Source organism: Streptomyces sp. AC602_WCS936 (genome assembly GCF_019049125.1).
Classification (GTDB): Bacteria; Actinomycetota; Actinomycetes; order Streptomycetales; family Streptomycetaceae; genus Streptomyces.
The window spans coordinates 357,529-379,372 of sequence record NZ_JAGMUF010000112.1; the positions used below are offsets into that span (position 1 = coordinate 357,529).

A 21,844-nucleotide genomic window follows, 5' to 3' on the forward strand; every position below is an offset into this window, starting at 1 on the left:
CTGGCAGCGGAAAGGAACGTTGGTGCCTGAGGGCGCGGGCGGGCAGCGGGATCAGTGACCACGCGTGTGCTGGGTGACGAACGTGTAGCCGTCGGGCAGGTCCCAGCCGTCCGCCTTGCCGAGCCTTCGGCAGTGTTCCCGGAAGGCGGCCCGCTGGGTTTCGCTCGGTGAGCGGCCCGGCAGCAGACGGCGTAGATGGCCGGGGACGAACTGGATGGTGCGCAGCCCTTCGGTGGCCAGCTCAGTGCCGCCCCAGGGGCGTTTCACGCGCTGGGGGACGGGACGGTAACCGATGAGCGGTATGGCCGGCTCCCCGCTGCGTGAGGGAAAGTGCGGTTGGCCGAAGATGTCACGACTGCCGAGGTCTGGTTCGAGAAGCCGTTCGGCAAGCAGTTCCACGACGGCCGTTTCCAAGGCGACGGCTTGTGACCGCGCTGGTCCGCGGCCGTACACGGCAATGGGCAGGTGTGCACGGTCCAGCAGAGCGTGGCCGTCCGGGGTGAGCAGTCCACAGCGGCGCACCGTGCGCATCACCAGTTGCTGGGGAGCGAGGCCCGCTGCCGTGTCACCCTCTCGATCGCTGCCGGGAGCGTCCTCACGGGTGAGTACACAAGGGTCGTAGCGGTGCTCGATCACCCGCTCGCCAACCTGAACCGGCTGTTCGAGCCGCATCGTGACCACGCGGATCACCTGCCCACCGCGGGACCAGTGGAGCCGGAGGATCAGTCCGGGGAAGAAGTCGAGAGGCCACCTCACTCCGGTGAGGCGTGGGGTGTCGGCGGTGAGCTCGGCGACGGTCTCCTGAACCGCCCGGTTCCCCTCCGGGTTTTCACCGTCGTGGTCCAGTTCGAGTCGAATGACGGGGCGCGGACCGCGGCTGCCCAGGATCTCCGCCACAACGCACGGGCGCAGCGGCAGACAGCAGCCGATGAGGTGTGCCAGGCGCAGCGGCAGTTGCCAGACGATCTCCTTCTCGTCGCTCCGCAGCAGCGCCCCTGGTCCAAGAGCGGCGTCGTCTTCGAGCGGCGAGTCGAGCGGCTCCGGTGCGGTCTCCGGCTCCGTGGACCGCACCGGTGCGGCTGCCCGGGTCGTCGTGGACGTCCACCCTCGTCCGGCCGGGACCAGGGGGTCGCCGGAATCGTCCGCGTCACCGCGACGACAAGAGCGCCAGACACCCCCTCCCTCGAAGGCGTCGTCGAGTGTGACCCGGGTCCCGTTGGGAAACAGACCCTGGTCGCTGTCCCGTTGCACGAAGTCGGCGAGAGCAACATTCGCCCGGCACACCGCCCTGGCGTACCCCACTCCTCGAAGCGCATCCCCGGCCCCGGGGAACGCGCGCAAGCGGGGCCCGACCGCCGTGTAGGCGGTGACCGGAGCGGTCAGGCCGTGCCGACGCCTCGCAGGAGAGGCGGCGCGTTCCACGGCCGCCGCGAGCGTCCTCAGGTCGTCGCCTCCCAGCGGTCCGGGGTCCCGCAGCCAAGCCGCGAGGGAGGTACGGGTCATGGCGTACGACCGCCACATGCGCAGCACCTCGCTGCGGGCGAGGACACGCCGCACGGTCTCGAGAAGGTGCAGCAAACCGGCGCGCAGCACGTCGTCCTGCGTGCTGCCCACCAAGTCCGCGAGGGAGACGGGTACGTACGGACTGAGGAGCTGTGCCCGTGCGGTCGTCAGCAGATAGTCGACGTAGGCGGTCAGATCGTCGTGTCGGGCTGCTTCCCGCGACGGGTAGTGGGCGTCAACGACGACATGGCCGTCCGCGTCGATCCAGCGACGGCGGGTGCGCAAACGGTGCAGCTGAGTGGGCGAAAGGCTCAGGGCCGGCCCGAAGGCCTGCGGATCCGGGACCAGAAGTTCGCGGCGCTGCGGAGATGTCTCCGCCCCGGGCTCGCCCGGCCCCTCGGCACCCGCCGGCGCCCCGGACACCCAGGCCGGTACGTCACCGAGGGAGCCGACGTCCGGGTGGGCGCCTTCCTTGTAGATGATCTCGGCATAGAGCGGATCCGATCCTGTGGTCACGCTCACCATGGCGCCGACCGGGAGTGCGGGCGCGCACTCGCCGAAGGTGATCACAGGGAAGTCGTCGAGGCGCAGCGGGCTGCCCCCGTAGCCGTCACCCTGGAGGTCGTAGCCGAAGTAGACGGCATTGAAGGCGACAGCGACGTGTACCGGTGCCGGGCGCGCCGCGACGACCGCTTCCAAGTACCGCAGCAGCCGTTCTTGTTCCTGGGCCGACGCGACGTCACGTCCCCTGGCCATGGCGGGCGTGAGCAGGGCATGCTCGCCATACGGACTCAGCACCTCGGTCATGCTCTCCGAACCTGCTCCGGCTGGCCCTCCACGCTCGTCGACGGCCACCGTTCCATGCGTATCCCCACCCATGACACCTCCGCCGAATGTGCCTCTTCGGGCACGACGCTCACACGCCAGCGTATGAGCGACCTGTTGATACCGTCAACGCGGTAGCGGCTAATCAGATTAATTAATTGTCAGTCGACTCGCTCATTCGCCCTCCGTGGCGCCGGCGCCGGGCGCACAACGGGGGTGGCGGTGTCGAGCGACAGCACGAAGGACGGAGAGGAACGGGGTCTCTACCACGACTTCGGCGCCTTTCGAACGCCGACGACGGCGGACTTCACGGCCGTTCTCACGGGTGGCCTCGTGTCTCCGGACACCAACGTGCTGCTCAACCTCTACCGGTACACCGAGCAGGCCCGCACCGACCTGCTCGGTGCGTTGGGTGCTCTCGGGAACCGTCTCTGGGTCCCGCACCAGGTGCTCACGGAATTCTGGGCCAACCGTGAGACAGCCATCCACAACGCACGCTCGGTCGGCGGTGCAGACACTCCGGACCTGGGCGAACCGCGTGTCGCTCAGCGAGGAGGGATTCGAGGACATTCGCTTCCGGATCACCGAGGTCGGTGAGGGCGAATGGCAGAGCATCACCCATGACACGAACGCCGATCCGGTGATCGCCGTGCTGGAACACGCGCTGACCGGCCGGGTGGGCGCGCCCTTCAGCTCGCAGGAAGTCGCCGCCCTCGTCGAGACCGGCAAGAAGCGGGTCAAGGACCGAGTTCCACCGGGATACATGGATGCCAAGAAGGACGGTGACGGCTCGCTCGGCGACTTCTTCGTGTGGGAACAGTTGCTGCGCAAGGCGTCCACACGTGGTTGCGACGTCCTCTTCGTCACAGCGGACGCGAAAGAGGACTGGTGGCGCAAGGAACGCGGCTTCAACCGCGGGCCCCGCCCGGAACTGACCGCGGAGTTGCGCGCGCGGGGCGGGGGACGGCTGTTTCTCCTGTCGCCGAAGCAGTTCCTGGAAATCGCGGCCCCCGTCCTGCGTCTCAGCCTCCGGGCGGGCTCGGTGGAGGACATCGAGCGGGTGGAGCGCATCGAGGCCGAGGCCGGCGGCCATGTGGAGGCGGCGGTGGTCTATAAGATCTGCGACTACGATGCCGACCGCAGCCTGAGGGGCTTCACGAAACCCGTCACGCGGATCAGCGGCAATCTGCAGGAACAAGGGGTCGTCCAGGAATCCGCCGTGCAGGTCCTCGCCGCCGAGTACGACAACGGCCCCGGCCGTGCTTCCGGCTTCGCGGTCCATCCTCTTCTCGTTCCGCTCATCAACGACCTGGCGGACGACGAGGAGTGGCGTACACGCTGCTCTCCCCACGAGGCCGGCTCAGCCGAACCGGACCCACGTAGTGTTTCGCTCGGAATTCTCTGTTGGGGGAGCGATGACGAAGAGCGAGGAGCAGGCGCGATACCCGGAGTTCCGGCTGCGGCTGCCGAACGGTGGACCCTACGCGCGCGGACGCGTGCTGCCGTCGAAAGGGATGAACGGCAGTCCGAAGTTCCTGGTACTGGCCGGTTCGCCGGTGCGGCGGGAGACGTTGCCGGGTACCGGGTCCTATGCGACGGCGCAGCGGGAGGCGCTGATCGAGGAGGGTGCCATCCGGGAGTCGGAGCGCTGGCCCGGCTGTCTGGAGACCGTCCGGGACATCGAGTGCAACTCCCCCTCGGCCGCCGCCTCGATCGTGGCCGGGCGCGGCTCGGACGCCCTGTCCGAGTGGCGTACGGAGGAGGACTTCCCGCTCGTCGACTACCTCGGTCACTCCTGGCGCCCGCCCCGCAAGGCATGGCTGGTCCGTGGCTCCAACGTGGCGGGACGCGATCTCGTCAAGCGCCTGTGGCTGTCCGACGGTCTGGTCACCCTTCCGGCGACGCATCTGCCGTCGATCGACGAGGACGACCCCACCAAGAGTGCGCTGCGCAGGTATGTCCAGGAAGGCTATGACGCCGCTGCCTCCTACAGCCAGAAGCAGGCGATGGTCGACGAGCTGCACTACTTCCTGACCCAGATGCGGCCCGGCGACACCGTCTGCACCATTTCCGGCGGTCTCCTCTACGTCGGTCTCGTCGACGGCGGTGCGCAACGGGTCGACTCCGAGGGCGGCCTCACCAGCCTGCGCCGGTCAGCCGCCTGGAGGCGCGAGGGCGTTCCCTACGACGAGTTGCCGGAGGCGTTGCAGCAGAAGCTGTCCGTGCAGCACGACGTTATCGATCTCACCGCTGTTCTTCCGCTGATCGACGGGCTGGGACGAAGCGACGAGGAGCTGGCCGAGGAGGCCGAGGCGGCTGACCGCGATCCGACCACCGAGGTGCCGGCGATCGTCGCGCGCCGTGACCCCGAGCTGCCCCTGCCGACGGCCGAACTCGCCGCCGCCCTGCTGGTGCACGACACGGCGTGGCTGCACGAGGTGCGTGAGCTGCTCGTCGATGAGCGGCAACTGGTCTTCTACGGTCCGCCCGGTACCGGCAAGACGTATCTCGCGCTGAAGCTCGCCGAGTTTCTGGGCGGCGGTCCCGAGCAGGTCAAACTGGTGCAGTTCCATCCCTCGTACGCCTACGAGGACTTCTTCGAAGGCTTCCGTCCGCAGGAGGACGTCGAGACGCGGCAGGTCGCCTTCCGGCTCACCGCGGGCCCACTGCGCGAGCTCGCGGACCTCGCTTCCCGGGAGGGCAATCGGCACATCCCGCACTTCCTGATCATCGACGAGATCAACCGCGCCAATCTGGCCAAGGTCTTCGGCGAGCTGTACTTCCTGCTGGAGTACCGCAACAAGTCGGTACGCCTCACCTACTCCGGTGACGACTTCGCGCTGCCGCCCAACCTGTTCGTCATCGGAACGATGAACACCGCCGACCGGTCGATCGCCCTCGTCGACTCCGCGATGCGGCGGCGGTTCGCGTTCATGGAGCTGTCGCCGCGTACCGAGCCGACGAGTGGGCTGCTGCGTCGCTGGCTGCGGCGGGAGGGCAAGGACCCTGAGCCGGCGGATCTGCTCGACGCGCTCAACTCGCGGATCGACGATCCGGACTTCCACGTCGGGCCCTCGTACCTGATGAAGAAGGGCGTCTACCGGGAGGGCGGTCTGGAGCGGACTTGGCGGACGAAGATCCTGCCGCTGCTCGAGGAGCACCACTACGGCGAGAATCTGGACATCGTGGCCCGGTACGGACTGACCGCGCTGCGAGAGTCACTGTCATGACGGCTACCGGAGTGGGCTCCCGCCAGGGTCCGGCCACGGTGGAGCTCCCTACGGGTGTCGAACTGGTCGAGTACGCGACTGCCGTCGGCCTGGCCCTGCCCGACGGCGTGGGCCGCGCCCTGGCCGCCGGTGACATCGTCGATGCGGCGCCCGACCCGTACACACCCGGCCGGTGGTCGTTGCGGGCCGGCAGCAAGGTCGGGGCGGTGAACGTCACCGTGCCGGGTGTGCGGGAGCCGTTCACCGTACGGGTGGCCCCCAAGGTGCCGATCGCGCGGCTCTTCTTCCTGCTCGGCTACAGCCTCGACGCCAAGGGGGCCTGGCGCGACGGGGAGGTGGATGTGGCCGAGTACCGGGACCTGGTCCCCGCGCTCGCCCACGCCCTGGAGCGGCAGACCGACCGCGCACTGCGCCAGGGGCTCCTGCAGGGCTACCGGACCACGGAGGAAAGCTCGCTGGTTGTCCGTGGTCGCATCCGGGAGGCCGATCAGGTCCGCCGGCGGTTCGGTGCCATGCTGCCGGTGGAGGTGACGTACGACGAGTTCACCACCGACATCGCCGAGAACCGCATCCTGCGCACGGCGGTCGAACGAATGCTGCGGCTGCCGGGCGTCCCACGCGACGTGCGGCGCGGGCTGCTGCACCAGCGTGTCCGTCTGGCCGACGTGACGCCCGTCGTACGTGGACAGCCGACGCCCCGTTGGCGGCCGACGCGGCTCAACGCCCGCTACCGCGGCGCCCTGCGTCTCGCCCAGGCGATCCTCGACGGCGCCTCGGCCGAGCACGCTCCCGGCGGGTTGCGGATCGACGGGTTCCTGTTCGACATGAACCAGCTCTTCGAGGACTTCGTGACCGTCGCCCTGCGCGAGGCGCTGCGCGGCTCGGGAAGCGTCGCCAGGCTTCAGGACAGCCACCATCTCGACGAGGCGTCGGCCATCCGCATGCGGCCCGATTTCGTGCTCTACGGACCGGACGGCGTCCCGTGCGCGGTGGCGGACGCCAAGTACAAGGCGGAGAGACGGGGCGGCTACCCGGATGCGGACCTGTACCAGATGCTTGCCTACTGCACCGCCCTCGGCCTGGAGGACGGACACCTGGTGTACGCGAAAGGCAACGCCTCGCACGCCGCCCATCGGGTACGGCACGCCGGTATCGTGATCCATCAGCACGCGCTCGACCTGGACCAGGAGCCGGCGAGGCTGCTCGCCGACATCGCTCAGGTCGCGAGTCGGATGAGGGCCGGCTGACGCGACCGCGCCGGGGCGGCGCCGGCACCGCGCCCGTATGATCGACCACGCAGTGTCAGTCCGGGGTGGGGAGTGCGCGTCGTGCCGCAGCTTGCGTTTGCCAACAGCTTCTGGGAGAGCTACGACGCTCTCGAGAAGCCGGTCCGGAACGGCGTTCGCAAGGCGATGCAGAAATTCCAGCAACTCTCCGTGCCGGAGCTGCAGCAGGACAAGGGCCTGCATCTCGAGTCGGTCGAGAAGGCCGCCGACCGCCGTATGCGGACCATCCGCATCAACGACTTCTGGCGGGGCGTCGTACTCGCCCCGGACGATGGCAGTGACGTCTTCCTCCTGGTGAATGTGGTGGCTCATGACGACGCCTACACCTGGGCCGCCAAGCGCCTGTACACCACCAACTCGGCGACGCGCGCGCTGGAGGTCCGCAACGTACGGGCTATCGAGCAGCTGACCCCACAGCTGGAGAAGGCAGCCGCGGCAGCCGAATCGCTGCTGTTCTCCAAGTACTCGGACACCGTGCTGCGCGAGCTGGGCATCGACGACCAAGTACTGCGGGCGGTGCGCACGATCATCGACAAGGCTCAGCTGGAGGCCTTCGGGACGCTGCTGCCGGAGGACCAGTTCGAGGTGTTGCAGTACCTCGCCGAGGGATTCCCTCCCGAGGAGGTGTACCGGGACGTGGTCGCCGTACGCCGTCCCGTCGATGCCGGGCCGGACCCGGACGAGACGCTCGCGGCCGTCATCGCCAACACTCGCAGTCGGATCACCCTCGTCAGCGGCCCGGACGAACTCGCCGACATCCTCGAGAAGCCGTTCGCGGCCTGGCGGGTGTTCCTGCACCCGTCACAGCGCCGTGTCGCCTACCGGGTGTCGTACGGCGGTCCGGTGCAGGTCACCGGTGGCCCCGGCACCGGCAAGACGGTCGCGGCCCTGCATCGGGTCAAGCACCTGCTGAACCGTTCGCCGGACACCCGGGTCCTGCTCACCACCTACACCAACGCACTGGCCGCCTCGCTCCGCGAGAACCTCCGTCTCCTCCTGGACGGGGACGCGTCCATGGTCGAACGGGTCGAGGTGACCACCGTCAACGCGTACGCGCACGGTGTCGTGACCCGCCTCGACGGCAAGGTCCCCTCCCTCATCGGTGACCGGGAGGAGCGCCAGGTGTGGCAACGGGTCGTCAGGAAGCTCGGGTTGCCATGGACGGAGCAGTTCCTCGCGCAGGAGTACCGGCATGTCGTACTGGCCCAGGACCTGCGCACCCTGGAGGCCTACCGCGCCGCTTCCCGGCGCGGCCGCGGCAGTGCGCTGTCACCGGCCCGGCGCGAACAGCTGTGGCCCGCCGTCGAGCTGTTCGAGTCGATGCTGCGCGACCGCAATCAGACGACGCATCTGAAGGTGTGCGCCCGGGCCGCCGAGCTGCTGGCGACGTCGGCGCCGACGCACGACCACGTGGTGGTCGACGAGGCGCAGGACCTGCATCCGGCCCAGTGGCGTGTGCTGCGGGGCGCGGCGGCGCCCGGCAGCGACGACCTGTTCCTCACGGGCGACCCGCACCAGCGGATCTACGACTCGAAGGTGTCGCTCGGTTCGCTCGGCATCGCGGTGGCCGGTCGCACTCACCGGCTGCGCATCAACTACCGCAGCACGGAGGAGATCCTCGCCTGGTCGACGGAGATCCTGAGCCCGGTGTCCGTCGACGATCTGGGTGGCGAGGGCAGCGACACTCTCGCCGGGTACCGTTCGCTGCTCCACGGGCGCAGGCCGCAGGTGGAGGGGCACGGATCGGAGCACGCGGAGGTCGCGGCGCTGGTGGAGCGGGTTCAGGACTGGATCGCGCGGGGGATCGATCCGTCCGAGATCGGCGTGTGTGCCCGGTTCAACGTCTTGCTGGACAAGGCGTACGACAGGCTGGCCGCAGCCGGGGTGCCGGTGGTCCGGGTCAAGGACGGTCCGGGGTCCGACGCGGACGGGGTGCGTCTGGCCACGATGCACGCCATGAAAGGGCTGGAGTTCCGTTGCGTCGCCGTCCTCGGTGTGACCGCGGGGGCGGTGCCGTTCGCCCGCGAGGTGACGCCGGACGCCGTGGACGCCTTGCAGCACGAATCCGACCTGCTCCGGGAACGCTGCCTCTTGTTCGTGGCCTGCACCAGGGCACGTGAGGCCCTGGCCGTCTCGTGGAGCGGGGTGGGCAGTCCGTTCGTGCCGGATGCCTCGTGACGGAAGCATCACTTCCGTGGTTGCAGAGCCCCGTTGCCGATGCCGTCGCGGGCCAGCTCGGCCGCCTGCCGGCTCAGCTCGGTGATCCGCCGTGACCGCTCCTCGAACTCACGCAGCCTGCGGAAGGCGGCGCCGTAGCGGCGCTGCTCGGTGATGTCCATCTGCGGAATGCGGGCTCCCTTGCTGTCGAGCCGGAAGGTGCCGCTGGCGCTCGTGGAGCGTCGGGTGTTGGACGCGCTGCGCAGGAAGCCCCGCAGGAAGTCGGTGTCGAGCTGTTCACTGGTGGAGACGGGATCCACGTCCCCGTACTCGAGCAGTCCGGCACGCGCGAGGTCGGCGACGCTCACCGACGAGCCGTCCAGGACGCCGGAGCCCTCGCTCGCGACCAATTCCGGCAGCAGCTCGGCCAGCTTGGCCACCTGCTCGGCCAACTCCGCGCGGACGGCCAGGTACTCGGTCGCGTAGTCGCGGTGCGACTCCTCCACGTGGCGTCCGGGCGTCAGGTCGACCGTGTCGTCGAGGAGGTCGATCAGGGAGACGTCGGCGATCTGCTCGGTGGCCGGCTCCAGGTCGGCGTCCGGATCGTTCGCCGTCAGGTCGATCATGCGGACGCTCGTCGCGGCATCGCCCGCGGAAGGCGGGCGGCGCAGGTGCCAGAGATGCACGGGAAGTGCGTGCGAGGCGGCACTGCCTGCCGGAAGAGCGGTGACCTGGGTGAGGACACCACGCCGTACCAGTTCGGCGCGGATACGCCGACCGGCCTTGCGGTAGGCGACCGAGGCAGGCATGACCATGACCACCCGACCGCCGGGAGCGGTGTGCGCGTAGGCGTGCTGCAGCCAGGCGAGCTCACCTTCGGCACGTGAGGGCGTACCCAGCTCCCAGCGGGAGTCGAGGAGCAGTTCCTCGCGCCCCCAGTCCGCGTCCCCGACAGGGGGGTCGCAGACGACGAGGTCAGCCCGGACGTCCGGCCACTTGTCGTCCCGCAGCGAGTCCCCGGCTACGACCTCCACCCCGGTGCGCCCCGTCAGCTGCGCGCGCACTTGGGCGAGCCGGGCGCTGTCCGCGTCCGACTCCTGACCGTACCGCCTCGGCCCGCGTTCCGGACCGACCGCGAGCAGCAGCGTGCCGATCCCGCACGCCGGGTCGAAGACCGTGGCGTCGGGTGCCACCGGGCCCGCGAAGTACCGAAGCGCACGGACGATACGAGGCGAGGTGACCTGGTCCGATCCGGCCCTGCGTACGGAGTCCGTGAACCGTTCCGCGAGTGCCTCCACCACCTCGCCTTTCGAGCCACTACCGGCGAGAGCACGCGCCAACCGGGCGATCTCGTCCGGCAACGATCGAGCAGCCCGCGCGTCGTCGGCGGCGGCGAGCATGTGTGCGACCGTTGCTACGCCCCGGATCATGTCGTCGCCGTACTGAGCCCGCAACGCCTGCCAGAGCTGTACTTCTTGCGAGACGTCCTGCCCCTTCCGCTGCTTGTTCAGCCACGTCTGCACGTCGGCGAGGGCGAAAAGAGGGCTGTTGACACTGCCACCGACCGGCACGGGGAAGTCGTCATAGCGCCGTCTCCAGTTGGAGACGGCGGCGCGCGTGACGCCCGCCAGCCGGGCGATCTCGGAGCCGGTGACCATGGGTCCGGCCGGGGTCGCGGGAGTGTCTGCCATAGTACGCAACCGTACACAGCGCCTACCCGAGCTTCAACGATTACCTTGTTGACCGCGCTAACACAGACGGTGACGAATTCAGTGACGGATTCCGTGGCGACTGCCCAGCGCCCCCAGCAACATCGGCAACGAAGCATGCAGCTCCCGCTCCCAATACGCCCAGCCGTGGGTGCCGGGTCCGTAAAAGTTGGTTGTCAGGTGCCGTGCCCCCACCCGCCGCAACTCCTCCGCCAGCGCCAGATTCTGCCGCTCGAAGTCCGCCTCCAGCGCGCTCACGCTCCCCGGCGCGTCCAACGGCCCCGTCGTCCCGTCCCCGCAGGACAGGTACACCGGGATGGAACGGAGTCGCTTGGCGAGGTGGAATGGGTCGTGGGCCTCCCAGATGCGGCGTTGGGCGACCGGGTGTCCCCACACGCGCAGGGGGTCGTTGTTCTGTCCGGCGAAGAAGCCCAGGATGCGGTTGACCGACTCCTCGTTGAGGAGGGGGTGGGCCGAGCCGGAGTAGGAGGCGGCGGCCTTGAACATGCCGGGGTGGCGGGCGGCGTACAGGAGGGCGCCCTGGCCGCCCATCGAGAGGCCGGCGACGACGCGGTCGCGGCCGGCGCCCCAGTCGCGTTCCAGGAGGTGGCGCAGTTCCTTGGTGTGGAAGGTCTCCCAGGCGGGGTCGCCGCCCCGGCCGTGGTTCCACCAGTCGCTGTACCAGCCGTTCCAGCCGGCCTCCGGCATGACGACGAGGACGTCGCGGAGGGCGTCGGTCTCCGCGACGTCCGTCATCGCGGTCCACGACGTGTAGTCGCCGCAGCAGCCGTGCAGGAGCCACAGGGTCGGCCAGTGCTGTCGGCGTCGGTCGTGGGGGTTCCAGCCGTCGGGGGTCAGGAGGCGGACCTTGACGGTGCGGCCGCCGAGGGCCGTCGAGCGGACCGAGAGGTCGACCTGGCGGTCCGCGACCTGGGTGACGGCTACGGCCTCCGCGCCGTGGGAGGGGCCGGAGGAGTGGGCTGCCGCCAGGGCCGGAGCGGTGGGGCTCAGGGTGGCGAGCAGTACGGACAGGACGAGTAGGACTCGGGTTCGTAGGGCTATTCGTAGTGTCAGGGCGGTGGGCACGTTCGCGAACACGGCGGCTCCCTGGGTGGGTTGCGGGTCTCGCGTGCGGGGCGGGGGTCGGTCGGCGTCAGTGGTGCTGCCTTCGGGGCAGGATCAGTAGCGCGTCGCCGACCGGGCGTTCGCCGGCTGCGTCGGACGGGTCGTTGATCACCGTGCCGCCTGTCACCATCGTCGTGGAGCCGCCGCCGTCCAGGTTGGCTGCGTCGCGCAGGCCCAGGGACTTCGCGACCTCGGCGCTCTCGCCGATGCTCAGGCCGAGGGACTCGGTGCTGCGGCCGTCGGCCGTGACGAGGACGGTCCGGCCTGCCGCGTCCACGCCGGCCAGCGTGCGCGGGTTGCGCTTGTGTACCCAGCCGTAGTACCAGCTCGGGTCGTCCGGGTGGACCATGCCGTCGGTGGCGGGGGTGACGTGCAGGCGTCCGTCGCGGACCAGTTCCGGGCCCGCGTTCAGGATGTCCGTCTTGGGTGTGGGCTGGACTCGGTGGCCTCGTTCATCCAGGAGGGTCGTGGTGATGCGGAGACGATCGCCGGTGTGTGCGAGGGCCGTCAGGTCGGCCACGCGTCGGCCGGTCGCCTGGACGGAGCTGCCGCCGGGCGGAAGGGTGCCGCCTCGGGGTGACCGCAGTTCGACCACCCGGTCGCGGGCGTCGAGTACCGCTTCCACTCCGTGGCCGGGTGGTGTGGTGTCGCCGTACTCGGGAGTGAAGGTGATCAGTTCGTCGGGATTGGTGCAGGTCGCGTCGTGGAGGGGCAGGGATGTCGGAATGTCGCCAGGGGTGCCGCCGCAGTTTCTGATCAGGCCGGGGACTCGGTTGACGCCGTTCAGGGGCAGGGAGGAGGCGCCTGCGCTGACTCGGCCTCGCCAGGTGAGGCGGGTGACCTGCGTGCGTCTGCCATTGTCGTGGAGCACGAGGCCGGGGCGTCCGGCGACGGGTTCGCTCAGGAGGCGGCCGTCGTAGACGCCCACGCCCGCCGGGTCGCCGGGGGCGCCCGCCTTGGGGTCGAGCACGAAGAAGCCCGCGTTGACCGCCGCGGTGGCGCCGGCCGCCGTGGACAGGTCGCTGGTTGTCTCGCGGTTCTCCAGGTCGGGGCCGTACGACGCGTCCAGGCGGCCGCGGAACTTGTGCGGGTCGATGGTGAGCACGTCGATGTGCCACGGGCCGCGGGCGTCGGTGTCGCCGTCCCAGCCGGTGTAGACGGCGGATCCCGTGTGGCCTGCCGACCTCAGGCGTGTTCGCTCGGCGGTCGCGGCGGACTGGGAGTCGAACGTGCCGACGCGGACACGCCAGCCGAGGGGGCCGCCCACGTAGTCGGCCGTGCGCGGTGTACTGACCTGCTCCGCGCGGGCCTCGAAGCCCTTGGCCCTCAGCTCGGTGGCCAGTTCGTCGGCGCTGGCCCGGTCCTTGAGAGTGGTGGGCGGAGCGTCAGGGTCCGGTGAGGTCTCGCCGCCGGGGATGGAGACCTCGACCGTCCAGTGCAGGGCGGAATCGGTGGTCTCGCCGCCGCCTCTCACGATACGGGTGAGGGTGACGCCGGGTTGGAGGGTTGTGGTGGTGCGGGTCTCGGTCAAGTCGGCGGGGCCCAAGGGGAGCGCGTGCCGAGTCGGCTGAGCGGCCAGGGAGGACGCCTGGGACGGCAGTGCGCCCGCCGTGACAAGGACGCCGAGGACGGCAGCCGCGCCGCACAGTCTCTTCTTCATCTGCACCTGCACCGCCTGGGAGGGATGGGCTCGCGGGGACGGACCTGATGGATGCGCTCGATGACCTGGGGTGGGGCGACGCTCACTGCACAAGTAGTGGCCCGTTCGAGCGCACCGTCAAGGCCGCGACCTTCTCCGTCAGAGCCCGGCGACCGCCTCGGCGAACGTGCCGACGACCTTGTCCCCCCGTAGGACGGCGCAGCTCACCGCTCCCCTCGCCGCTTCCTCCTGAGCGATCAGTACGTCGGGCACAGTGGACTCGTAGAAGCGCAGGTAGCCGATCGCTCCCCTGCTCGTCGTGCGCGCGCCCAGCCACTCCACCAGCCTTCGGAGGTCGTCGAACTCGTCCGGGTGCACTTCCTGTCGCACGGTCAGAGACCAGCCCCTCTCGTTCGGGCACAGCTCTCCCACCAGGGCGCCTTCGATGCGATGCGCCGGTCCTCGGGCGTTCAAGAGCGGGTCGTCGTACGCGTCCCCGTCGTACGGGCCGTTCTCCTGGCCCAGGTGCCAGTGGAGCAAGTCCACTTCCTCGCTCGGGAGGGAGTCGGGCAGGTTGAGCGTGAGCTGGAGTTCGTAGAGGTCGGCCATGGTCGTCAGGCGACGAGGCCGGCCTCCCGGCGTCCGTCGGGGACCTCGTTGTCAGTGGTCGCCGATAGATTCGATCTCGTTCCGCCGAGGTGGCGTGAACACCCCCTTCGCCTGCATGGGAGATGGTGCGTTGTCGGTCTGGGAGAAGTCGAGCACGGCGCGGGTGGTGCCGTCCGCACGGCCGCGGAAGCTCGCCAAGGTGCCGTTCGTCGAGTTGGCGGACGGGCGGTTGCAGGGTGTGGTGTCCAGTGGGTCGGACATCGGGCGCGTGTACGTGTCGTCGGTCGCGGCGGGGTCGTACGCGTACGCGTGCAGTACCAACAACAACCGTCCCTGCGGCGGGGCGCGCGGCACGTTCTGCAACCACATCCGGGCGCTCGTCGGTGAGGCCGTGTTGCAGTACGGGGCCGAGCGTGTGGGCCGGTATCTGAAGGTCGACGCCGAAGAGGCTGCCGACGCGCATGTCCTCACGTCCGCCATGACGGCCACGCGGCCGGGGGCGGATGACGACTCGGCTGCGGCGCAGGTGTTCAGCCGGTTCCTGCGGCACCTCGCCTACCTCGAACTACCGGCTAGTACCGACCCGTTGCCGGGAATGCAGTGGTTCCCGACCGGCGGGGCGGTGGCGGCCTGATGCGTGCTGATCTGCTTGCCGATGTCGTGGACGGGCTCGACGAGGCGCTTGCCGCGGTGGACGGTTTCGACGCCGTCCTCGTGGGTGGGCTGTTGCGTCCGCAGCCCGGGCAGGCCGGGGGGCTGGCCGGACTCGCGGACGCCGTCGCAGGGACGCCGCTCGCGTCGCGGGTGGCCGAGGCCGCCGACAAGACGGCTGCCGGGACCGGTGACGAGGGGCACTTCGTCGCGCTCGCCGCGGCTCGTACGGCGCTGTTCGGGTCCGTGCACGACGCGCTCGTCGCCCGGGTGGAGGAGGCCACCGGGTGGTCGGGGGCCGTGGCTGACGCGGGTGGCGGCTCGGTCGCCGGTGAGGAGCATGCGGGCAACCTGCGTGCCGCCGCCCGCAGTTGGCTGTGTGATCTGGCGCGGGCCGGCTGGCAGGGCATCGATCACGAACTCGTCGGCGGGGCCGCGTCCGTGGTCTCCGCGATGCTGCCCGACCCGGCGCTGCGTCGGCTCGCGACGCTCCTCGACGGGTTCGCCGCCGAGCTGGCCGCGTCCTGCCCCGGGGCGTCCCTGGAGCGGGTGCCGGTGCGTCGCTGGGCGGATCTGTGGTCGCGGGCCCTGTTGCTGACGCTGCCCGGGGCGGGCTCCGCGCCCGCGGTGGGCGAGGTGAGCGGGCGTCTGCTGCCGCTCGGCGTCGACGTCCAGGAGCACGCCACCGCCGTTCAGGCGCAGGTGCACGCGGTGTTCGAGCCGGCGGACGGGGGTGCGTCGCGGCTGGTGCGGGCCTCGGTGTCCGCGCCCAAGCCCGACACGGTCGTCGGCGCCGGTCTGTGGCAGTTGCTGCGGCCGCACATGTCCCTGCTGGGGGCCGTGAGCGAAGGACGCTCCATGGAGCTCGACGCGATGCCGGTCACCGCCGAAGGTGACCTCATATGGGACGACGCCCGCGCCCGGGCAGGCGAGCCCGCCGACGCGTTCGTCACCGCCCGGGTGGCTTTGCCGGCCGCCGCCGCGTTCGCCGTCTCGCCGCTCGACCGGCATCCGGCCCGGATCGCGGTGCCCGTCCTGCTGGAGGGGTACGGCGTGGAGGAAGCCGAGGGGGACGGCGGGCTCGTGTTCCAGGTCGCCGGGTGCCGTGTCGGGGTCGATGCCGGCCGGGTGCCGGCCGCCGGGCCGCTGACGCCGGAGGTGGTGGCCTCGTCCGGGGCCTGTCTCGGGCTGCTGCGCTGGGACGCCGGGGCGTTCCGGATCCAGCCGCTCGCCGTCGAGCGGACCGTGCGGAAGAAGGCCGTCGCCGTGCACGCCGGGGCTTGGGCCGGGGGCACGACCGACAAGGCGGGGGTCCGGGCCGAGAAGGCCGCCACCGACGCCGTCAAGGTGCTGCGCGAACGCGCGGGGAAGCTGCTGCGGAAATGACCCACCAGACTGGCGAACACGGAGCGGGCGCGGACGCCGCGGCCGGCGTCCCCGACCCGAACGACAACCGTCGGCAGGTGCTCTACTGGCGTCTACTCGCCCGGCTCTTCGACCACGAGGAACAGCCCGCCCTGGAGTCGGCGAGTCTCGCCGTCGTCGAGGACATCGGTCTGCCGTCCGCCCTGCTCGACCCGGGGGCGTCCGTCGGCTCCGTCGTGCAGCGGCATCCGGAGCTCGCCGCCGAGTTCGACGGGTTGATGACGCCCGAGCCGGAGGAGGACGGTGGGCGTGACCGGGCCGCCGAGGTGCGGCGCGCGGCGCTGGCGTCCAAGGTGCTGCTGAATGTCTTCGCCTCCAGTCCCGGTACGGTCACCGCCGAGCAGCTGGCCCGCTGGCAGTCCGACGCCGAGTGGCTGGAGCGGGCCCTCGGCTGCCGGCCCGGGGAGCTCCGGGGCGGGCGGGGCGGCGCGGGACGGGCGGGTGCCGGGGGCGGTGGCGGTGTCAGTCCGACGGGCACCGGTGTCGGCGGGCCCACGCCCGACCTGAGCCGCCTGATCCCCGCGATCGGCCCGGAACTCGGCTCCATCGAGGCAGGTCTCGTCAAGCGCATGCACCTGCGTGAGGTGCTGGCCGATCCAGCGCTGGCGGCGCGGCTGACGCCGAGCATGTCGCTGATCGAGCAGTTGCTGCGGGACAAGGACAATCTGTCCGGGGTGGCGCTCAGCAACGCCAAGGCGTTGATCCGGCGTTACGTCGACGAGGTCACCGAGGTGCTGCGCACCCAGGTGGAGAAGTCCACGGTCGGCGAGCTCGACCGGTCCGTGCCGCCGAAGCGGGTCTTCCGCAACCTCGACATCGACCGCACCATCTGGAAGAACCTGACCAACTGGAGCCCGGAGGAGGAGCGGCTCTACGTCGACCGGCTCTACTACCGGCACACCAGCCGCAAGACCACGCCCCAGCGGCTGATCGTCGTCGTGGACCAGTCGGGGTCGATGGTCGACTCGATGGTCAACTGCACCATCCTGGCGTCGATCTTCGCCGGGCTGCCGAAGGTGGACGTCCACCTGATCGCGTACGACACGCAGGCGCTGGACCTCACTCCCTGGGCGCACGACCCGTTCGAGACGCTGCTGCGCACCAAGCTCGGCGGCGGCACCGACGGAACGGTCGCCATGGCGCTCGCCCAGCCGAAGATCGCCGAGCCGCGCAACACCGTGGTGGTGTGGATCTCCGACTTCTACGAGTGGCGGCACCAGGAGCTGTTCGACAGCATGGCCGCCGTTCATCGCTCGGGGGCGAAGTTCATACCGGTCGGGTCGGTGACCAGCTCCGGGCGCGGCAGCGTCAACCCGTGGTTCCGGGAGCGGTTCAAGGACCTCGGTGCGCCGGTGATCTCCGGCCACATCAAGAAGCTCGTGCACGAACTCAAGACGTTTCTCACCTGATCACCGAGTACATCTCCTTCATCTCCTTCGTCTCCTTCATCTCCTTCATCTCTTCGTCTCCTTCGTCTCGTATCGATCACCGTACGGAAAGGCCCTTACCTCATGTCCGACCTGCTGCGCGCGCCCGCCGAGATCAAGTACGCCGAGGAGCTCGACTGGCTGGAGTCGATCGACGACAACCCCAAGCCGTTCTCGTGGCGGCTGTCGCCGAAGATGGTCCGACTGTTCATCCTCGGGTCCGAGCGGTCCGACGGCCTGGACCGGGAGATCTCGCAGAAGTGGTTCGGTGACCGCAGCTTCGTGGAGCGGTCAATCGTCACCCTCGCCTCCGACCGCGGGCTGCTGCTCATCGGCGACCCCGGCACCGGCAAGAGCTGGCTGGCCGAGCTGCTGTCCGCCGCGATCTCCCGCAACTCCACGCTGGTGGTGCAGGGCACGGCCGGCACCACAGAGGACCACATCAAGTACTCCTGGAACGTCTCCATGGTCATCGCCAAGGGGCAGTCGCGCGCGTCGATGATCCCCTCGCCGATCATGACCGCGATGGAGGCCGGTTCCATCGGACGGTTCGAGGAGCTGACCCGGTCGACCAGCGACGTCCAGGACGCGTTGATCTCGATCCTCTCCGAGAAGTACATCTCCGTTCCCGAACTGGAGAGCGGCGGCGGTGACGACAACATCGTCTTCGCCAAGCCCGGCTTCTCGATCATCGCCACGGCCAACAGCCGGGACCGGGGCGTCAACGACCTGTCCTCCGCGCTCAAGCGCCGTTTCAACTTCGTGCGCATCCCGGTCGTGACGAACAAGAAGAGCGAGGCGGAGATCGTCCGCTTCCGCACGGAGGAGTTGCTGCGCCGGCACTCCATCGACCTGGACGTGCCGCCGACCCTGCTGGACGTGCTGCTGCAGAGCTTCGCCGACCTGCGCGCCTCCGCCGCCGCGGCCGGCAGCGACGACGAGAAGCTGGAGTCCGCCCTGTCGACGGCCGAGCAGATCGGTGTGCTGGAGGACGCCGTCCTGCACAGCAACTTCTTCGGCGAGCGCGCGCTGACCGCCCGTACGCTCGCCTCCTCGCTCGTCGGCTCCCTCACCCGGCGCGAGCCCGAGGACCTGGCCATCCTCAACAAGTACCTGCACGGCGTCGTCGAGCCGCGCAGCAAGGAGGAGGGCGGCTCCTGGCCCGAGTTCCTGGAGGGCGGCCGCGACGCGATCGCCACGCTGTCATGAGCGGGCCCCAGAAGAGAGTGCCTCAGGAAAGCAGCCCACAGGAGAGCACGTCGTTCGCGGCGCTGCGCGGGCAGTTGCAGGAGGCCGCCGCCGCCTTCGCGGGCGGGCCGGACGCGCTGGAGGGCATCCTCCTCGGACTGGTCGACGACGTCGACCGCGCGGTGCGCGAGCCGCTGGAGATATTTCCCGTCTGCCACCACTCCCCCGCCTCGGCGACCGCCATGGCCCGCCGGCTGCGGGAGAAGCAGCCCAAGGTGGTGTACCTGGAGCTGTGCGAGGACATGGCGCCGCTGCTGACCGAGCTGCGCAACTGCCGGCTGCCGGTGGCGGTGCAGGCGTTCGCCGGTGACGTCGACGGCTTCCCGCAGGAGTGGGCGCCGTTGTCGGTCGTCGCGCCGATCACCGAGGCGTCCGCCGAGTACCAGGCGATCGCGTACGCCCTCGACACCCCGGGCGTGGAGCTGGTCCTCGTCGACCGGTCGGCGGACCACGTCTTCCAGTGGGACAGCAGGGGCGAGAAGGCCGTCGAGGGCGGTGAGACCCCCCAGGCGCCGGAGGAGCCCGAGGCCGCCCTGCACGGCGAGGCCGTCGGCGTGGAGATCGGCGACCTGCGGCCACGCTTCGCCGAGCTGGAGGAGCACCTGCTGCGCCACGGCAAGGTGCGGCACTGGTCGGAGTGGTGGCACCAGTACGTCGAGGTACCGCTCGGCGACAGCGCGGCCGACCACGACACCTACCGCCAGGTCATGTTCCTCATCGGCAGCCTCTTCCGGCGGCTCGCCCCCGGCGACGGGGCCCGGGTCCGCGTGGACGAGGACCGCGAGCGGTACATGTGGACGCGGATGCGCGAGCACATGGGCGCGACCGGGACCGATCCGGCGGACGCGCTGTACGTGTGCGGGGCCTTCCACGCGGCCAGCCGGGTGGCGGAGTTCGGGGTGGGCGGCAGCGACACGTTCACCGTCTCGCCGCGTTCCGGCACCACCTGGCAGTACGGGCTGATCCCGTCGAGTCACGCGGCGATCGAGGCGCAGTTCGGTCTCGCCGCGGGTTCGGTGTCGATCGCGGCGACGGAGTGGGCGAAGAGCCTGAAGCGCACCCGTGTGCAGGCGTACCGGCTGGCTGGGCAGGCGGGGGCGAAGAAGCGCCCCGCGAAGAAGGCGGCGACGGCACGGCGGACACAGCCCTCGTCCGCCCCGGCCGCGGACACCGCCGCCGGGGACCGGCTGTCCGGCTTCCTGCAGAGGCCACCCGTGATCGACACGCTGGACGAGGCGGAGCTGCTCGGCTGGTCCGTGGACATCGTGCGCGCCGCCCGACGGGCCGGGTACCTCGCCTCCACCGCCGACGCCATCGCCGTCTTCGAGACGTCGATCCTGCTCGCCGGCATGCGGGACCGGGCCAAGCCGACGCCGTACGACTTCCAGGACGCGGCGGTCACCTGCATCGAGAAGGACGTCGTACCCGGGCGGCGGGACGTGCGGCGGCTCGTCGAGATCATGATGGGCGGCGATCGGATCGGCCAGGTCGGCTACGAGGCGCTGCCACCGCTCGCCCGTGACGTGCACGACCGGCTGGCGCCGCTCGGGCTGAAGCTCCAGCAGCGCGGGGTGCAGCGGGCACTGCTCGACATGGCGTCCCGGCCGGAGCTCGAGGCGTGTTCCGACGTGCTGTGGATGCTGCGGCGCCTGATGCCGCACGGCACGGCACGGCCGATCATGGGCGAGCGCAAGCTCGGCGAGCGGTCGATCCAGGAGTCCTGGGACCTGGCGCTCGGCACCCACCAGCGGGCGCTCATCGAGCTCGGCTACGAGGGCGTCAGCATCGAGCAGGTCCTGGAGCAGCGGCTGCGCCGCGACGCCTACGGGCCGCGGGCGACGACGGCGACTGTGCTGGCCGCCGTCGAGGACGCGACCCTGTACCTGGGCAGCCGCCGCCTCGCCGACGAGCTCGGCACCCACGCGCTGAAGGTGCTCGCCACCGAACGCAGCGTCGACGGCGCGCCGGAGGTGCTGCGCCGGGTGCGCACGCTGCTGGCGTACTACCGGACCAGCGAACCGGTGCTGCCGACGTGGATCGAGTCGTTCGTCAAGACGGGGTACGCGCACTACTGCACGCTGCTGCCGACGGCGTTCCGGGACGAGGACGCGGCGGTCGGGCAGGTCGCGGCGATGCTGGGCTTCCTGTTCAGCATGGAGAGCCTCGCCCTGTCGCTGGGGTGCGACCACGCCCAACTGGAGCTGGCGGTCGCTCAGTCGCATCCGGAGGACCCGTCCAAGACGGCCCTGTTGTGGGCGGCGCAGGTGCAACTGGGCACGCTGTCGCGGGCCGAGCTGCGGGCCCGGTGCGACGAGTTGCTGGACAATCCGCTGGTGGTGCCCTCGTATCCGCGCTACCTCAGCGGCTTCGTCCACGCGCTGGAGCCGGTTCCGGGGCTGGCGGACGTGGTGGTGGAGGCGGTGTCGAACGCGTTCGGGCGGCTTCCGGACCGGGTGCTGCTGCCGTGGCTGCCGCTGCTGATCACCACCCTGCGGTCCGGTGCCGCGGAGCTCGCCCCATTGCTGATCCGCGAGGCCGGGCGGATCTTCCCCGGCCGGCTCGAGGCGCTGGACGCGTGGGTGCCGCCGTGGCGGACGCCCCCGGTCACGCCGGCGGCCCGCCGGACGGCGGCCGGGGCCGAGGGTCCCCGGGGCGCGGCACTGCTCCCGGCGCATCCGGCGACCTGCGACGCGGTGGCCGACCTGCTGGGCTGCACGGAGGAGTGGGCGAGCCCCGGGGACCCGGCGGGGGCGGCGCGGCCGGGAATCGGGCTGCTGGTCGCACATCCGGCGGCCTGCGACGCGGTGGCGGAGCTGCTCGGCTGCGACGGGGAGTGGGCGGCACCGGTGGGCGGCACGCACGCGTCGGGTACCACACTGACGAGCCGTCACCCGGCGACGTCGGCGGCGCTGGAGTCGCTTCTGACGGGCATGTGACGGGCGTGTGCCGGGGCAGGCCAGGGCTGTGTGGGTCCTACGGACCTACGGACCTACGGACCTACGGACCTACG

The 21,844-nt window shown here is 70.5% G+C and carries 14 protein-coding genes and 1 pseudogene; 10 read left to right on the forward strand and 5 right to left on the reverse strand.

The annotated features are described in order from the left end of the window. Nucleotides 1-51: 51 nt before the first annotated feature. Entirely contained in the window at nucleotides 52-2,310 is a 2,259-nt protein-coding gene (locus KUM03_RS31250; RefSeq protein WP_217253919.1) for a hypothetical protein, read from the reverse strand. A 369-nt stretch (nucleotides 2,311-2,679) separates the two neighbouring features. On the opposite strand from KUM03_RS31250, the gene KUM03_RS39360 reads away from it, so the two are divergent. The 5 genes and pseudogenes from KUM03_RS39360 to KUM03_RS31270 all read left to right on the forward strand — a co-directional run bounded on the left by KUM03_RS39360 (nucleotide 2,680) and on the right by KUM03_RS31270 (nucleotide 9,022). Next, nucleotides 2,680-2,925 carry a PIN-like domain-containing protein gene (locus KUM03_RS39360; RefSeq protein ID WP_374225410.1) on the forward strand — a complete coding sequence of 82 codons (246 nt, stop codon included), beginning with the start codon at nucleotides 2,680-2,682 and terminating at the stop codon, nucleotides 2,923-2,925. Then, nucleotides 2,867-3,202: pseudogene (locus KUM03_RS39365) on the forward strand (PIN-like domain-containing protein); the annotation flags it as partial. The gene KUM03_RS39360 and the pseudogene KUM03_RS39365, both read left to right, overlap by 59 nt. A 541-nt stretch (nucleotides 3,203-3,743) precedes the next feature. Continuing rightward, nucleotides 3,744-5,558, forward strand: coding sequence for a DUF4357 domain-containing protein (locus KUM03_RS31260; RefSeq protein WP_217253921.1), 1,815 nt, complete (start codon nucleotides 3,744-3,746; stop codon nucleotides 5,556-5,558). Then, nucleotides 5,555-6,805 (forward strand): McrC family protein, encoded by a 1,251-nt coding sequence (locus KUM03_RS31265; protein ID WP_217253922.1) that lies wholly within the window; start codon nucleotides 5,555-5,557, stop codon nucleotides 6,803-6,805. Before KUM03_RS31260 ends, KUM03_RS31265 begins: the two co-directional genes overlap by 4 nt. Nucleotides 6,806-6,886: 81 nt before the next feature. Continuing rightward, nucleotides 6,887-9,022, forward strand: a complete 2,136-nt coding sequence (locus KUM03_RS31270) for a UvrD-helicase domain-containing protein (RefSeq protein WP_217253923.1) — start codon at nucleotides 6,887-6,889, stop codon at nucleotides 9,020-9,022. Between the two features lie 8 nt (nucleotides 9,023-9,030). Here the strand turns inward: KUM03_RS31270 and KUM03_RS31275 are convergent, their stop codons facing one another. From KUM03_RS31275 to KUM03_RS31290, 4 genes are all read right to left on the reverse strand, one after another. Continuing rightward, entirely contained in the window at nucleotides 9,031-10,692 is a 1,662-nt protein-coding gene (locus KUM03_RS31275) for an N-6 DNA methylase (RefSeq protein WP_254400109.1), read from the reverse strand. Between the two features lie 78 nt (nucleotides 10,693-10,770). Next, the gene (locus KUM03_RS31280) at nucleotides 10,771-11,808 is read right to left on the reverse strand and encodes an alpha/beta hydrolase family protein (RefSeq protein ID WP_217253924.1); all 1,038 of its coding nucleotides are present in this window, start codon (nucleotides 11,806-11,808) and stop codon (nucleotides 10,771-10,773) included. A 55-nt stretch (nucleotides 11,809-11,863) separates the two neighbouring features. Further along, on the reverse strand, nucleotides 11,864-13,495 hold the full coding sequence (locus tag KUM03_RS31285; protein ID WP_217253925.1) for a phosphodiester glycosidase family protein: 1,632 nt from the start codon (nucleotides 13,493-13,495) through the stop codon (nucleotides 11,864-11,866). A gap of 138 nt (nucleotides 13,496-13,633) precedes the next feature. Further along, nucleotides 13,634-14,083 carry a hypothetical protein gene (locus tag KUM03_RS31290; RefSeq protein ID WP_217253926.1) on the reverse strand — a complete coding sequence of 150 codons (450 nt, stop codon included), beginning with the start codon at nucleotides 14,081-14,083 and terminating at the stop codon, nucleotides 13,634-13,636. A gap of 115 nt (nucleotides 14,084-14,198) precedes the next feature. On the opposite strand from KUM03_RS31290, the gene KUM03_RS31295 reads away from it, so the two are divergent. From KUM03_RS31295 to KUM03_RS31315, 5 genes are all read left to right on the forward strand, one after another. Then, nucleotides 14,199-14,717, forward strand: a complete 519-nt coding sequence (locus KUM03_RS31295; RefSeq protein ID WP_217254084.1) for a hypothetical protein — start codon at nucleotides 14,199-14,201, stop codon at nucleotides 14,715-14,717. Next, entirely contained in the window at nucleotides 14,717-16,120 is a 1,404-nt protein-coding gene (locus KUM03_RS31300; protein WP_217253927.1) for a hypothetical protein, read from the forward strand. The genes KUM03_RS31295 and KUM03_RS31300 overlap by 1 nt, the downstream gene beginning before the upstream one ends. Then, complete coding sequence (locus tag KUM03_RS31305) at nucleotides 16,117-17,568, forward strand: VWA domain-containing protein (RefSeq protein ID WP_217253928.1); 1,452 nt, start codon at nucleotides 16,117-16,119, stop codon at nucleotides 17,566-17,568. Before KUM03_RS31300 ends, KUM03_RS31305 begins: the two co-directional genes overlap by 4 nt. A 102-nt stretch (nucleotides 17,569-17,670) precedes the next feature. Next, nucleotides 17,671-18,795: an AAA family ATPase gene (locus KUM03_RS31310; RefSeq protein WP_217253929.1), complete on the forward strand. Its 1,125-nt coding sequence runs from the start codon at nucleotides 17,671-17,673 to the stop codon at nucleotides 18,793-18,795. Then, nucleotides 18,792-21,770: a hypothetical protein gene (locus KUM03_RS31315; protein WP_217253930.1), complete on the forward strand. Its 2,979-nt coding sequence runs from the start codon at nucleotides 18,792-18,794 to the stop codon at nucleotides 21,768-21,770. The genes KUM03_RS31310 and KUM03_RS31315 overlap by 4 nt, the downstream gene beginning before the upstream one ends. The last annotated feature ends 74 nt before the right edge of the window (nucleotides 21,771-21,844 follow it).